General features: G+C 33.1%; 11 protein-coding genes. 6 read left to right on the top strand and 5 right to left on the bottom strand.

The window, feature by feature from the left end; translation table 11 throughout:
- Positions 1 to 802 precede the first annotated feature (802 nt).
- A complete protein-coding gene (gene bshA, locus APR43_RS22265) occupies positions 803 to 1,939 on the top strand; it encodes an N-acetyl-alpha-D-glucosaminyl L-malate synthase BshA (protein ID WP_053470179.1) in 1,137 nt (378 codons plus the stop codon).
- Positions 1,940 to 1,967: 28 nt separating this feature from the next.
- Positions 1,968 to 2,390, top strand: a complete 423-nt coding sequence (locus tag APR43_RS22270) for a protease complex subunit PrcB family protein (protein WP_053470178.1) — start codon at positions 1,968 to 1,970, stop codon at positions 2,388 to 2,390.
- Between the two features lie 180 nt (positions 2,391 to 2,570).
- On the opposite strand, the gene APR43_RS22275 is transcribed toward APR43_RS22270, so the two are convergent.
- Both APR43_RS22275 and APR43_RS22280 read right to left on the bottom strand, forming a co-directional pair.
- A complete protein-coding gene (locus APR43_RS22275) occupies positions 2,571 to 3,068 on the bottom strand; it encodes a hypothetical protein (RefSeq protein ID WP_053470177.1) in 498 nt (165 codons plus the stop codon).
- Positions 3,069 to 3,225: 157 nt separating this feature from the next.
- The gene (locus APR43_RS22280; protein ID WP_053470176.1) at positions 3,226 to 4,050 is read right to left on the bottom strand and encodes a UDP-2,3-diacylglucosamine diphosphatase; all 825 of its coding nucleotides are present in this window, start codon (positions 4,048 to 4,050) and stop codon (positions 3,226 to 3,228) included.
- A 188-nt stretch (positions 4,051 to 4,238) separates the two neighbouring features.
- Between APR43_RS22280 and aroC the strand changes: the two genes are divergently transcribed.
- The 3 genes from aroC to APR43_RS22295 all read left to right on the top strand — a co-directional run bounded on the left by aroC (position 4,239) and on the right by APR43_RS22295 (position 9,057).
- Complete coding sequence (gene aroC, locus APR43_RS22285) at positions 4,239 to 5,297, top strand: chorismate synthase (protein ID WP_053470175.1); 1,059 nt, start codon at positions 4,239 to 4,241, stop codon at positions 5,295 to 5,297.
- Between the two features lie 51 nt (positions 5,298 to 5,348).
- A complete protein-coding gene (locus APR43_RS22290; protein WP_053470174.1) occupies positions 5,349 to 6,635 on the top strand; it encodes a dicarboxylate/amino acid:cation symporter in 1,287 nt (428 codons plus the stop codon).
- A gap of 235 nt (positions 6,636 to 6,870) precedes the next feature.
- Positions 6,871 to 9,057 (top strand): response regulator, encoded by a 2,187-nt coding sequence (locus tag APR43_RS22295; RefSeq protein WP_053470173.1) that lies wholly within the window; start codon positions 6,871 to 6,873, stop codon positions 9,055 to 9,057.
- Here the strand turns inward: APR43_RS22295 and APR43_RS22300 are convergent.
- On the bottom strand, positions 9,054 to 10,301 hold the full coding sequence (locus tag APR43_RS22300; RefSeq protein ID WP_053470172.1) for a DEAD/DEAH box helicase: 1,248 nt from the start codon (positions 10,299 to 10,301) through the stop codon (positions 9,054 to 9,056). The genes APR43_RS22295 and APR43_RS22300 overlap by 4 nt on opposite strands.
- A gap of 124 nt (positions 10,302 to 10,425) precedes the next feature.
- Complete coding sequence (locus APR43_RS22305; protein ID WP_053470171.1) at positions 10,426 to 11,472, bottom strand: formimidoylglutamase; 1,047 nt, start codon at positions 11,470 to 11,472, stop codon at positions 10,426 to 10,428.
- A 97-nt stretch (positions 11,473 to 11,569) separates the two neighbouring features.
- Here APR43_RS22305 and APR43_RS22310 point away from each other — a divergent pair, with 97 nt between their 5' ends.
- Positions 11,570 to 12,451 carry a hypothetical protein gene (locus tag APR43_RS22310; protein ID WP_053470170.1) on the top strand — a complete coding sequence of 294 codons (882 nt, stop codon included), beginning with the start codon at positions 11,570 to 11,572 and terminating at the stop codon, positions 12,449 to 12,451.
- 154 nt (positions 12,452 to 12,605) lie between these two features.
- Here the strand turns inward: APR43_RS22310 and hutI are convergent, their stop codons facing one another.
- The gene (gene hutI / locus APR43_RS22315) at positions 12,606 to 13,841 is read right to left on the bottom strand and encodes an imidazolonepropionase (protein ID WP_053470169.1); all 1,236 of its coding nucleotides are present in this window, start codon (positions 13,839 to 13,841) and stop codon (positions 12,606 to 12,608) included.
- Positions 13,842 to 13,885 lie beyond the last annotated feature (44 nt).

Consider the following 13,885-nt stretch of genomic DNA (forward strand, 5'->3'; position numbering starts at 1 on the left):
CATTCCGAGGAACGAGGAATCGCACTAGAGAATCGACAAAGATTGACAATTATGTTTGCGAAGATGGATTAAAATCCATCCCTACAATATAATTTGTTCCTACGGAACGCTGCATATAAAATTCCGAAGGAATGATTATTTTGGAGTAATGGATTTTAATCCGTTGAAGACATAGTAAACCCAATTATCATTCCGAGTAACTAGGAATGACAAGAATATCTAATTTTAATAATTTAATATTAAACATGAGGAAAGTTTTGAGTATTTGTAGCGTTTTGTATTTTATTTGGACTTCAATAATACTAACCTTAATTTTTAATGGAAAAATAGTTTTCGGACAAGGAATTGGAGACATGTTTTATGTAATATTATTAGTCATTTTGCAAATTATATTCGGGTATATTTTTTTTCTAAACATTAAAAAGAAAGTTACTTTACCTTTAATAGTGACAATTTTATTAATCGTATGTGTCTTGCTGTTTACCTTGAAAATGACAATTTATAGAGGAATAGAGTATCCTTGGAACGGTAGTGTTTTTTTTGAATAGAAATTATTTAAATTATTTTCTTATAAAAACAAAACCATCTAATCTAGCCCCGATGGAAGCGGTATCCTTTTTCTGGCTTTTTAGACAGAAAAAGATATAGCAAACAGCGGGACTACTGGTCTTTTTTGCAGATATTGTGCTGCTTCTAAAAATATTTATCAACCAGATTTAATCTAATTTTGTCGAAAATCTAACAATTTAAAAGCCTAATTAAAGGTGATTTTTGAGTACTTTCGTAGAATTAAATTTAATACATGAAAATAGCAATAGTTTGTTATCCAACATTTGGCGGTAGTGGTGTAGTTGCTACAGAACTAGGTCTCGAATTAGCCAGACGCGGACACGAAATACATTTTATAACTTACAGTCAGCCAGTAAGATTAGCACTTTTAAATCCAAATGTTCATTATCACGAAGTAAACGTTCCTGAATATCCTTTGTTCCATTATCAGCCTTATGAGTTGGCTTTGTCAAGCAAATTGGTCGATATGGTGAAATTATATAAAATAGAAGTTTTACATGTGCATTACGCTATTCCGCACGCTTATGCGGGTTATATGGCGAAACAAATGCTTAAGAATGAAGGAATTAATCTTCCGATGATTACGACGCTTCACGGAACTGATATAACGCTTGTTGGAAACCATCCGTTTTATAAACCTGCGGTAACTTTTAGCATCAATAAGTCTGATTATGTGACTTCGGTTTCACAGAGTTTGAAAGATGATACGCTGAAATTGTTCAAAATCAAGAATAAAATTAAGGTAATCCCGAATTTTATTGAATTGGATAAAGTTAGAAAAGATCCAACTGAACCTTGCCACAGATATGTAATGGCAAAGGAAAATGAGCGAATCGTAACGCACATTAGTAACTTTAGAAAGGTAAAACGTATTCCGGATATTATCAAGATTTTTTATAATATCCAAAAAGTAATGCCGGCTAAATTAATGATGGTGGGTGATGGTCCTGAAAAAGAAAGAGCAGAGGTTTTATGTATGGAACTGGGAATCTACGATAAAGTAATTTTCTTTGGGAACAGTAATGAAATCGATAAGATTTTATGCATGACTGATTTGTTTTTACTTCCGTCAGAAACTGAAAGTTTTGGTCTAGCAGCATTAGAAGCAATGGCTTGCGGAGTTCCTGTAATTTCAAGTAATTCAGGAGGTTTACCGGAAGTTAACTTTGATGGTGTTTCAGGATATTTAAGTGATGTTGGAAATGTCGATGAAATGGCGGCAAATGCAATCAAAATCTTAAAAGACGATAAAACCTTGAATGAATTTAAAATCAATGCATTGGAAGTTGCCAGAAAATTTGATATCAAAAACATTCTGCCTAAATATGAAGCTTTGTATCAAAGAGCCATTGACGATTATAAAGAATAGAAACATTAATTTTAAAAATTTGAACGTAATGAAAAAAGTAATTTCGGTTTTAGTAATTTTTGTTTTAATTTCCTGCGGAGCTAAAAAAACGACAAGTTCAACGGCTTTATACGAAGTTTTAACTGAACAGTCTGACGGTGGGGGAAATATTAAATTTTTCGAAATTTTGACAGAACCTAACGAGATCAAAATGCTTGAAAATGATCCGCTTTTAGCTGCTAAAATGAAGCAGACTGATATTGCCAATTCTAATTATGTTATTCTCAACATGGGTGAAAAAAACACAGGAGGATATTCTATTGGAATTGAAAAGGTTGAAGAAACGGATAAGAACATTATCATTACCGTAAAAGAAAAAAATCCTGCTCCGGATGCAATGGTGACGCAGGCTATTACTTATCCTTATACTGTTGTAAAAATACATTCTAAAAAGGAGATTATTATTAAGTAAATAGTTATTAGTTACAGGTCAAATGTAAGGCTGAGCGAAGTCGCAGCCCTTTTACCTCGAAAGCCCTTCTCCCGAAGCCTCGGGATCGCTCTGGGTGACACTAAGCTTTAATCAAAACATAAAAAAAACCTGTCGCATTACAACGACAGGTTTCTTCTTACAATTATTTTTTATTTTTAATTAGAATCTGAATTTGACACCTAAACCAACGTCAAATCCAAAATTGTCATCGTCATAGTATCCAGAACCAATTTCAGGTCTTGCATCTAATGACAGTGTGATAGGCACTTCTTTAAATCTATATTCTATACCAATATCTCCGGCTGCAAAAACATAAGTTCCGCTGTCGTTATATCTGTAATTATTGTTGTAATAATCGTGATCCCAGGCAGCAATTCCTCCACCTACACCAGCGTACCAGTTAAAACCTCCATCGATGTTCCAAACCCATTGGTAAAGAGCAACCCCTTTTATAGCGTCTACATCACTGCTGTTTCTCCAGCCTAAATCAAACTCAAGTCTGTTTTTTTGGTTCAATCCCAACTGATATGATACTTCACCTCCAAATCCGTTATTGTCTCCTAAACGTAATCCTAAAGCGTGTTTTGAAATTTCTTGTGATTGAGCCGTAAATGCTAGCCCTAAGAGCATAATGGCAGATAAAATAATCTTTTTCATAAAATGGTTAATTAATTTTTTTCAAATGTATAATCGTTCTCAATTTAAGAACGTATAACATTTTTAGAAATTGTTATATAATTCACATTTTGTAAATGTAAATTACAAAAATTAAAAATAGTTAACCTTTGTAAAAGCTTGTAAATAAAGGTGTGTTTTACTTTTTTAGAATAATATTAGATAACATTTGAGAGGTTAAAATATCTTCCATTTCAAAAAGATTTTCTTCTTCTGTAAAGTTCGTATGAGTGTAAGAGTATAATTTCCAACGCTTTTTATGATACTCAAGAGCTGTTAGGTTTTCGACCCAGTCGCCGGAATTTAAGTATAAAGTAGAACCGTGTTTGTTTTCTTTAGTAAGGATTTTGGGTTCATGAATATGTCCGCAGATTACATAATCGTAATTTTTTTCGATAGCCAGATCAGTTGCTGTAGTTTCAAAATCCGAAATAAATTTTACAGCTTTTTTTACGCTGGCTTTTATTTTTTTAGAAAAAGAGTAAGGTTCGCGGCCTAATTTTGCCAGACACCAGTTAGCAAAACGATTCATCAAAATTAAATAATCATAACCTAATCCGCCTAGTTTTGCAATCCATTTAGAATGCTGTACAGAAGCATCAAATACGTCTCCGTGAAAAATCCAGGCTTTTTTGTCGTCTAATTCTAAAACTAATTTATCGACCAAAGAAAAATTTCCCATGTTCATGTCGCTGAATTTTCGAAGAATCTCGTCATGATTTCCGGTAATGTAATACACTTTTGTGCCTTTAGAAGCCATCCCGATAATGCGCTGAATGACTCTTAAATGCGCTTTAGGAAAATAAGATTTTCTAAACTGCCATGCATCAATTATATCACCATTTAAAACTAAAGTTTTAGGTTTAATGCTTGATAAATAATTGTTTAGTTCTTTAGCGTGACTTCCGTAAGTTCCCAAATGGACATCAGAAATAATGACCAGTTCGACATTTCGTTTTTTCAATTTTTCTTAATTTGAAGTTCCACAAATAAAAGAAAATCCTACTCCATTTATTTTATCAAAAGGTTACTAATTCAAAGGCAATTTTAATAAATTGTGATTTTTAAAGTGTTTAATCTTTAATTAATATTACCAATTTTTAATTTTTTAATTTAATTCATAAAACTTACATTTGCTCAAAACAATTTACAATGGCAGGAAATAGCTACGGCACCCTATATAAAGTTACAACATTTGGAGAATCTCATGGTGAAGCTTTAGGCGGAATTATAGACGGTTGCCCATCAGGAATACAACTTGATTTTGAAGCGATTGAAGTTGAAATGTCTCGCAGAAAACCGGGGCAGTCGGCTATCGTAACACAAAGAAAAGAACCAGATGCGGTTCAGTTTTTATCGGGAATATTTGAAGGAAAAACGACCGGAACCCCAATTGGTTTTATTATTCCAAATACCAATCAAAAATCAGACGATTACTCGCATATTAAAGATAATTACAGACCAAGTCATGCTGATTATGTGTATGACCAAAAATATGGTTTTCGTGATTACCGCGGCGGCGGAAGAAGTTCTGCGCGTGAAACAGCGAGCAGAGTAGTAGCAGGAGCAATTGCAAAACAAGTGTTGCCTGAAATTAAAATTAATGCTTACGTTTCTTCTGTTGGTCCAATTCATTTAGATACTCCTTATCAGGAATTAGATTTCTCTAAAATCGAAAGCAATCCTGTCCGCTGTCCAGATGAAAAATCGGCAGCTGTTATGGAAGAATATATTCGTGATATCCGCAAGCAGGGAGATACTGTCGGCGGTGTAGTTTCATGTGTAATTCAAAACGTTCCGGTTGGTTTAGGCGAACCTGTTTTTGATAAATTGCATGCTGAATTAGGAAAAGCAATGCTTTCCATCAATGCCGTAAAAGGTTTTGAGTACGGAAGTGGTTTCTCTGGTTCTGAAATGAAAGGAAGCGAACACAACGATTTATATAATCCAGACGGAACTACAAAAACAAATCTTTCTGGCGGAATCCAGGGTGGAATAAGCAACGGAATGGATATTTATTTCAGAGTAGCTTTTAAACCAGTTGCGACTATCATGCAGACTCAGGATTCTCTGGATAATAAAGGAAATATTACACCAATGACCGGAAAAGGACGTCATGATCCGTGTGTGGTGCCTCGTGCAGTGCCAATCGTTGAGGCGATGGCTGCGATTGTTTTGGCTGATTTTTATTTAATCAACAAAACATATTAATAAAAGTAAGGCAGTGAGGGTCTTATATTTTAATAATTTAAAAGTAAATTAATGCAAATTACAGAAACTAAAAAGAAATCATTTTTTTCGGGATTAACAGGGCAAATTATAATTGCAATGGTGCTTGGGGCAGCTTTGGGAATTATTATCCATAATTCAATTTCTCAGGAAGCGGCAGTATCGTTTAGCAATAAAATAAAAATGCTGGCTACGATCTTCATCAGATTAGTGCAAATGATTATTGCTCCTTTAGTTTTTACCACTTTAGTAGTAGGAATTGCAAAGCTAGGTGATATTAAAACTGTTGGAAGAATTGGAGGGAAAGCACTTGGCTGGTTTTTTACTGCTTCTTTTATATCCTTATTAATCGGATTATTTTTTGTAAATATTTTAGAACCGGGTGTAGGCTTAAAACTAGACCACGTTGATATGGCTGCTGCTAGTGAAGTTACAGCTAAAACAAAAATATTATCTGTAGAGAATTTTGTTGAGCATATTGTTCCTAAAAGTATTTTTGAAGCAATGGCAACTAATGAAATTTTGCAGATTGTAATATTTTCTATCTTTTTTGGATTAGCTGCTGCTTCTTTAGGAAGTACTGTAAAGCCAATTATAAATGCTTTTGATAAAGCTTCGCATATTGTTTTAAAAATGGTGAACTATGTAATGAACTTTGCTCCAATTGGGGTTTTTGGTGCCATTGCAGGAGTTTTTGCTATTAGAGATGCAGAAGAATTAATTATTACTTATTTTAAATTCTTCGGATCATTTTTAGTAGGTATCGGAACTTTATGGGTGGTTTTGGTTGTAGTAGGTTATATTTTCTTAAAAGGAAGAATGACCGAATTATTAAAACGTATTACAGGGCCATTAGCGATTGCTTTTGGAACTACGAGCAGTGAGGCTGTTTTTCCTAAATTAACTGAAGAATTAGAAGATTTTGGGGTTAAAAATAAAATTGTAGCCTTCATGTTACCGCTTGGTTATTCGTTTAATCTTGACGGAAGTATGATGTACATGACTTTTGCCAGTATCTTTATCGCTCAGTTTTATGGAGTTCATTTAGATTTAGGGACACAAATGGCTATGCTTTTGGTTTTAATGTTAACCAGTAAAGGTATTGCAGGTGTACCAAGAGCAAGTTTGGTAATTGTTGCAGCTACTTGCGGAATGTTTAAAATTCCGGTTGAAGGTATTGCCCTGATTTTGCCAATTGACCATTTCTGTGATATGTTTAGAAGTGCAACAAATGTACTTGGAAACGCATTGGCAACTTCTGTTGTTGGAAAATGGGAAGATGGTAAGGAACAGAATTTAGATATTACTGAAGATAATTAATTATATTCTTTCAAACATATAAAAACCGTAACAGATTTTGTTTGTTACGGTTTCTTTATTTTATAATAGTGTATCAAAAAGTATAACTTTAAGTTTCCTAAATGTTTAAATGCTTTTTTTTATATTTTATAAGTGTAAAATATTAGAATGATTATTGAATCTTTAGGTTATTAAGATAATACTTTTATTGTGTATTATGATAATAATGTATATTTGAATAAACATATCCCAAATTATGCTTCATTATAGATTTTGTTTTTTAATTTTTACTTTTTTAAACATACTTTGTCTTGAGTCGCCAGCTCAAAACCATGCTGTATCTCTTACAAAAGTTAAAGAACTAACTCAGGAAGCTTGTGATTATTTAGATGAAACTAATTACGAAAAATCCTTAAAGAAATCCGGAATTGCCCTTCAGTATGCATTTGATATAAAAAATGATACGTTGATTTCGAGGAATTACAACATAATCGGAATTAATTTTCACGATTTGGGAGAAATTAATAAAGCTGTATTTTTTTACAAGAAGGCATTATTCTATGCAGAACGATCTAATATTGTTAGTTTAAGAATGATGATAACCAGTAATTTGGGCAACTTGTATTTTTTTGAAAAAAAAATGTACAGCGACGGAATTACGTATTATAAAGAGTCATTAAAATTTGGAAGGCAACAAAAATATCTCAAAGAAGTTGCTATAACCAATCTTAATATTGTCTGGTCCTATTTTAAGATTGGAAACTATAAAGAAGGACTGCCCTATTTGCAATATATCAATGAACATCAAAATGATTTAAAAGGAAAGGCAAATGACATTGCTTTAAATTTCTTAAACGGAATGTATTGGGCCAGCGAAAATCAAAATGATAAAGCAAATAACTATTTTATAAAAGCAATCTCTTATAGCAATTCTCAAGATGAGAAACCAGATTTGGCCTATGCACATTTAGAGTATTCAAAATTTTTAAGCAAAATAGGAAAACACAAAGAAGCGTATAATAATCTGGTTATATACAATAAAATTACGGGCGAACTTTATAGCCAGGAAAAACTTAAAAAAGCTTCTATAGCCGGTTTAAACTTAGAACTGGATGAATACAAAAGACAGATTGAGAAAATTGAAAATGAAAAAACATCTCAATTACAAAGTCTTAAAAAATCCCGGATTATTGTAATCCTGTTTATTCTTATTTCGTTGATTCTTCTTTTCTTAATTGTAACCTTAATTAAGAATATCGGACTTAAGAAAAAACACAATTTAGAGCTTCTAAAAGCAAAAGAAATGGCAGAAGAAGCCTCTGTACTTAAAACGCAATTTATTTCGACTATAAGTCACGAATTGCGTACTCCGTTATATGGAGTTGTCGGGATTACCAATATGCTTTTAGAAGAACACAAAGAGTTATCTCAAAGCGAACACTTAAGCGCTTTAAAATTTTCTGCCAGATATTTGTTGTCTCTTGTAAATGACATTCTGCAAATCAATAAAATTGAAGAGAATAAAGTTGTTCTGGAAAGTTTAACTTTTAATATTTCAGATGAGATAACGGTGATTAAAAATTCACTTTCTTTTTTATCTCAAAAAAACAACAACAAAATTAATGTTGAAATTGATCACGCAATTCCCGAATACTTAATTGGAGATAAACTACGGTTGGCGCAAATTCTAATGAACCTCGTGAGTAACGCTTTAAAATTTACTAAAGATGGAGAAGTTGAAATTAGAGTTAAACTGGAAAGAATAGAAGGAAAGTTTTATTATTTAGGTTTTCTGATAAAAGATAATGGTGTTGGGATTGCTGCTGTCGATCAAAATAAAATATTCGAAAAATTTGTTCAGGTAGGAAGAAAAGAAGAAGATTATCAGGGAACAGGATTAGGTTTAAGCATTGTAAAACGCTTATTAGGGCTTTTTGGAAGCTCAATTAGTCTGGAAAGCGATCTTGGCGCAGGAACTTCATTTTCATTTTCTATTCCTTTTGAACATGACCCACTTAAAACAAAGAAAATTATTGAAAATATAGAAGTCGATTTAACTTCAAGCGATATCTACAAAATTCTTATTGTCGAAGATAACCTGATTAATCAATTAGTAACCAAGAAAATTATCGAAAAAAATAATTTTATCTGCAAAGTCGTTGATGATGGTTTTAGTGCTCTTTCTATATTAGAAAAAGAAGAATTTGATCTTATTTTAATGGATATTAATATGCCGTTAATGAATGGATTTGAAACCACAAAAAGAATTCGCCAGCTTGGTATAAAAACTCCGGTTGTAGCTTTAACCGCTTTTGATAAAGATGAAATTACAGATGAAGCAGTTTCGTCAGGAATGAATGATATTATCGTGAAACCTTTCGAGCCTGTTAAACTGTTTAAGATTTTAAATTATCTCATAAATGAATCAAAAAACGCTGGTTAATACCAGCGTTTTTTATTTTGTTTTGAAGCACTCGATTTTCTCGATTTATGAGCACCTCCGCTTCGGTTTGAATTTTTAGGTTTTTCGCCCGCTTCAGGACTTCCTGCATGCCATGGATAAGGATGATCTGTAATGATTTTCACATCTACTTTTATTAATTTCTTAATATCCTTCCAGTAAGGCTCTTCATCTTTACCGCAAAATGAAATCGCAATTCCGCCATTTCCTGCACGTCCGGTACGGCCAATTCTATGCACATATGTTTCCGGAATATTTGGTAAATCAAAGTTGATCACATACGGTAACTGGTCAATATCAATTCCTCTTGCTGCAATATCTGTAGCAACCAGAACACCAACTTCTTTGTTTTTAAAAGCATCCAAAACGCGTTGTCTTGCATTTTGCGATTTATCCCCGTGAATTGCTTCTGCCGGAATATCTTTTTTACGAAGTGCTTTTACAACATTATCCGCACCATGCTTCGTTCTTGAAAAAACCAGCACATTTGATAAATTTTCATTTTTAATCAAATGATATAATAAGTTTCTTTTTTCTGTTTTGTCAACAAAATAAATACGCTGCTCTACATTTTCAGCTGTTGATGAAACAGGAGAAACTTCCACTTTTTCAGGATCTTGTAAAAACATTTCTGCCAGTTCGCGAATCGCAAGAGGCATAGTAGCAGAAAAAAGTAAAGTTTGTCTGTTTTTAGGTGTCAGTTTTACAATCTTTTTTACATCGTTTATAAAACCCATATCCAGCATTTGATCGGCCTCATCTAAAACTAAAGTGTGTAAATGATTCAAATCAAGGAAACCTTGTTTTTGTAAATCTAATAAACGACCCGGAGTCGCAACTAGAATATCGATACCATTTTTTAAGGTATCAACCTGCGGATTTTGAGAAACGCCGCCAAAAATAGTCAACTGTGTTAAATTGGTATATTTTGCATAAGTGTCAAAACTTTGTCCAATTTGAACCGCTAATTCACGGGTTGGAGTAACTATAAGTGCACGAATTACTTTGGCTTTTTTTGTTGAACCTACAATTCTATGCAGTTGATGTATAATTGGAATAGCAAATGCGGCAGTTTTTCCCGTACCCGTTTGAGCACAGCCAATTAAATCCCTTCCGGCTAAAACAATCGGAATTGATTTTTCCTGAATTGGAGTGGGGTTTAGGTAGCCTTCTTCAAATACGGCTTTTTGTATACTTTTTGAAAGTGATAAATCTTCGAATAACATATCTTACTAATTAAGAACTTTAGTTTTAAGTACTAAATTCTTTGCAAAGATAGGTTTATTCGGTTAACCGTTGATTTGAATCTGCTATTATTTGGGAAATATGTGGCTGTAGACCGCTTGTTCTTCAGTTAATTTTATCTTTTTCGTTATTCGCTTTTATAAAATCAGTTACTAAATAACCAATTAATTTTCCAATTAAATTATTATTAGGAGAATCGGCAAGATCTGGCGCACCTTCGCAAATATGCAAATAGGTCGCATTTCTGTGCTGTGCAAAAAACGAAATAAATCGTCGTAATTCTTCTACCGAAAAACCGCTTATGGTCATAGCGCTGCTGGCGATATTAGGAATTGCGTCTAAATCAATTTCAATTCCAAATGAATCTGTTTTGATAAATTCAAGCGCCAGGGCCATTTCTCTCTCGAAATCTTTTTCTTTGCGAATATTTACGCTGTCATATGTATTATAACGAACACGATCTTCGAGTTTTTTAATAATATCTAAAACGCTTTTTGAAGTATAATTTTCGTGAAGTCCGAAAATGAAGTATTTTTTAAGAAAACCTTCTTCATACGCATAAGAAAAACCATTTCCGCTATGACGGCCTTCCAAAATTCTAAAATCAGAATGCGCATCAAAATTAATGGCATTAATAGGTTTTCCTTTGGCTAAAGCCGAACCTTTAATATTTCCGTAAGCATTATTATGACCGCCGCCAATAATAATTGGCGTTTTTCCCGCTTTAATTATAGTAAATATGATATGCGAAACTTCTTTATCGATTTTTTCTACTAACTGACTTAGTTTAGAACGATCGTCGATGTCATTAAAATCTAATTTTTCGACATCGCGCATTTCTTCAGAAACATCTAAATGTCCTAAAATTATAATCTGACTTCCTTTAGAAAATCTGTTATGCTGAATATTTGCAATACTTTTAATAGCACTTTCCCAGGCAGATGCCGCTCCGGGTCTTCCGTAATTCGCTCTTACACCAATATCTTCAGGAATTCCTAACAACACATACTTCGCCTCCGATTCTTGCAAAAACTTGATTTTATCTGCTCCTTTAGGAAGCACAATCATTTTTTCTCCGAATTTTATTTCACCACTACGATGATTTGTGACTTTTGCCAAATCATTGACAGTAAAAGGAACTAATTTCTCCATGAAAAAAATTTATTTTCCAAAAATAATATAATTGTTACAACTTACGTTATTAAGATATATTAATTCTTAAATTTGTTATTAAAGAAAATTATTCAATATGGAAAACCCAACGAACAACAACAATTCAAGTCTAAAAGCGGTTATAGCGGTTTTAGCAGTCCTACTAATTGGTAGCTTAGTGTATATCTTTAAACTTTCTTCTGATACTGAAGTGGTTAAAACAGAATTGACAACGTCAATGACAGAAAAAGAATCTGTTATGAAAGATTTACAGGAATTAAAAGCAACTTACGATGCTGCAATTGCTGAAAATACGTCAATGTCTGATGAATTAATTCAGGAAAGAGATAAAGTTGTCGCTTTAATGGCAGATTTAAATAAATCTAAAGGTGACGTTTCTAAATACAGATCTCAAGTTCAGGCAATGCAGGGCAAAATGAAAACGCTTGTTGCTGAAAATGACGAATTGAAAAAACAAAATGGTGTTTTAACAGTTCAAAGAGATAGTACAATTACAGTTTTAGGGGAGTCTAAAAAATATAACGAAGTACTTGTAGGTCAAAATGAAGAGCTTGCAAAAACAGTTGAAAGAGGTTCTAAATTATCTATTACGAACACTAAAACTGCAGCTTATAAATTAAGAAGCTCTGGAAAACAAATTGAAACAGACAAAGCAAGCCGTGCTGATGTTTTAAAAATAAGTTTTACAATTGCTGAAAACCAAATTGCAAAATCTGGAGATAAAACATATTATGTTCAGGTTATCGATGCAAAAAACAACGTTTTAGGCGAGAAAAAAACTGAAAGTTTCGGTGACAACTCTTTAACATACAGCTTTAAAACTACTGTAAAGTATGAAAACAAAACTGTAAACGTTACTGAAGATTTACCAGGAAAAGATTTTGCTAAAGGAACTTACTTTATCAATGTTTTTGATAATGATGAATTAGTTTCTAAAACTAGTTTCAGCTTGAGATAAATTCTTATCGTCGCTTAGGTAAAATACCACTAAAATATTAAAGGTCTGTGATTTTCTTCGCAGACCTTTTTTTATGTTTTCTAAATGTTTGGTTGAAAACGTATTTAATGATACGTTTCCCGTGGTTGAAACCACGGGCTATATTTGATTTTATTTATATAATTTCACCTTCAATAATAACATCTTCGATTAAATTGCTTCCAAAGGCATAAGGAATTTGGTAGTAAGATGAAATTGGTTTCGTTACAATTAAATTAGCTTTTTTGCCTTTTGTGATGCTTCCGTGCGTATCAGAAAGTCCCATTGCGTAGGCACCGTTTATTGTAGCGGCATTTATGGCTTCTTCCGGAGTCATTTTCATTTTAATGCATGCCGTTGCCACAACAAAATTCATGTTTCCGGATGGAGTAGAACCAGGGTTAAAATCTGTTGCTAATGCCAGAGGTAAACCTGCTTTTATCATTTCACGAGCTGGCGTATACGGAATGCTTAAAAAATAAGAACAAGACGGTAAAGCAACCGGCATCGTTTCTGTGCCTTTTAAAGCTTCAATATCTTCCGGATTCATTATTTCCAGATGATCGACAGAAAGTGCGTTAAATTTAACACCAGCCTGAATTCCGCCAATAGAATTAAACTGATTCACGTGAATTTTTGGCTTTAAGCCGAATTCAATTCCGGCCTGCATAATTTTTTCGGTTTCTTCAACAGAGAAATAACCGCTTTCGCAGAAAACATCCACATAATCTGCCAGTTTGTTCTGAGCAATTTCAGGAAGCATTTTAGTTATAATTTCATCAATATAACCTGCTTTGTTTTCTTTATAATGTGTTGGAAAAGCGTGTGCGCCAAGAAAAGTTGCTTTTATGGAAATAGGATAATTTTCTGCCAGTTTTTTAATCACGTGAAGCATTTTTAATTCACCTTCAATAGTTAATCCGTAACCGGATTTTATTTCTACGGCTCCAGTTCCTAAACGCATAACTTCTTCAAGACGAAGTTTAGACTGCTCATAAATTTCTTCTTCTGAAGTTTCGTTTAATTTCTTGGCAGAATTTAAAATACCGCCGCCGCGATTGGCGATTTCTTCATAAGTAAATCCGTTAATTCGGTCTACAAATTCTTGTTCGCGGTTTCCTGCATATACAATATGAGTATGGCTGTCACACCAAGACGGAAGAACAATGCGACCTTCCGCATTAATAACTTTATCAACTTTGATTTCGGGTAAATTTTCCATCAAACCAAAATCAGCAATTAGATTGTCTTTTATAATTAAGAAAGCATTTTTAATCGTAGGAAGTTCTGCCATCTCAGCTCCCGAAACTTTAGAAACAGAAGTTTCACGGACTTGAAGCAGTTCTTTTATATTTTTTATTAATGTTGTCATTGTGGATATTGTTATAAAACACAAATTTCACGAATTTTCACTAA

This window comes from Flavobacterium sp. NLM (genome assembly GCF_002210235.1).
Lineage (GTDB): Bacteria > Bacteroidota > Bacteroidia > Flavobacteriales > Flavobacteriaceae > Flavobacterium > Flavobacterium panici.

Excerpts from the sequence above, each read along its gene's own strand:
- APR43_RS22300 (WP_053470172.1), bottom strand. The coding sequence starts at position 10,301 with ATGTTATTCGAAGATTTATCACTTTCAAAAAGTATACAAAAAGCCGTA.
- APR43_RS22310 (WP_053470170.1), top strand. The coding sequence starts at position 11,570 with ATGGAAAACCCAACGAACAACAACAATTCAAGTCTAAAAGCGGTTATA.
- APR43_RS22295 (WP_053470173.1), top strand. The coding sequence starts at position 6,871 with ATGCTTCATTATAGATTTTGTTTTTTAATTTTTACTTTTTTAAACATA.
- bshA (WP_053470179.1), top strand. The coding sequence starts at position 803 with ATGAAAATAGCAATAGTTTGTTATCCAACATTTGGCGGTAGTGGTGTA.
- APR43_RS22290 (WP_053470174.1), top strand. The coding sequence starts at position 5,349 with ATGCAAATTACAGAAACTAAAAAGAAATCATTTTTTTCGGGATTAACA.
- APR43_RS22270 (WP_053470178.1), top strand. The coding sequence starts at position 1,968 with ATGAAAAAAGTAATTTCGGTTTTAGTAATTTTTGTTTTAATTTCCTGC.
- APR43_RS22305 (WP_053470171.1), bottom strand. The coding sequence starts at position 11,472 with ATGGAGAAATTAGTTCCTTTTACTGTCAATGATTTGGCAAAAGTCACA.
- APR43_RS22275 (WP_053470177.1), bottom strand. The coding sequence starts at position 3,068 with ATGAAAAAGATTATTTTATCTGCCATTATGCTCTTAGGGCTAGCATTT.
- aroC (WP_053470175.1), top strand. The coding sequence starts at position 4,239 with ATGGCAGGAAATAGCTACGGCACCCTATATAAAGTTACAACATTTGGA.
- hutI (WP_053470169.1), bottom strand. The coding sequence starts at position 13,841 with ATGACAACATTAATAAAAAATATAAAAGAACTGCTTCAAGTCCGTGAA.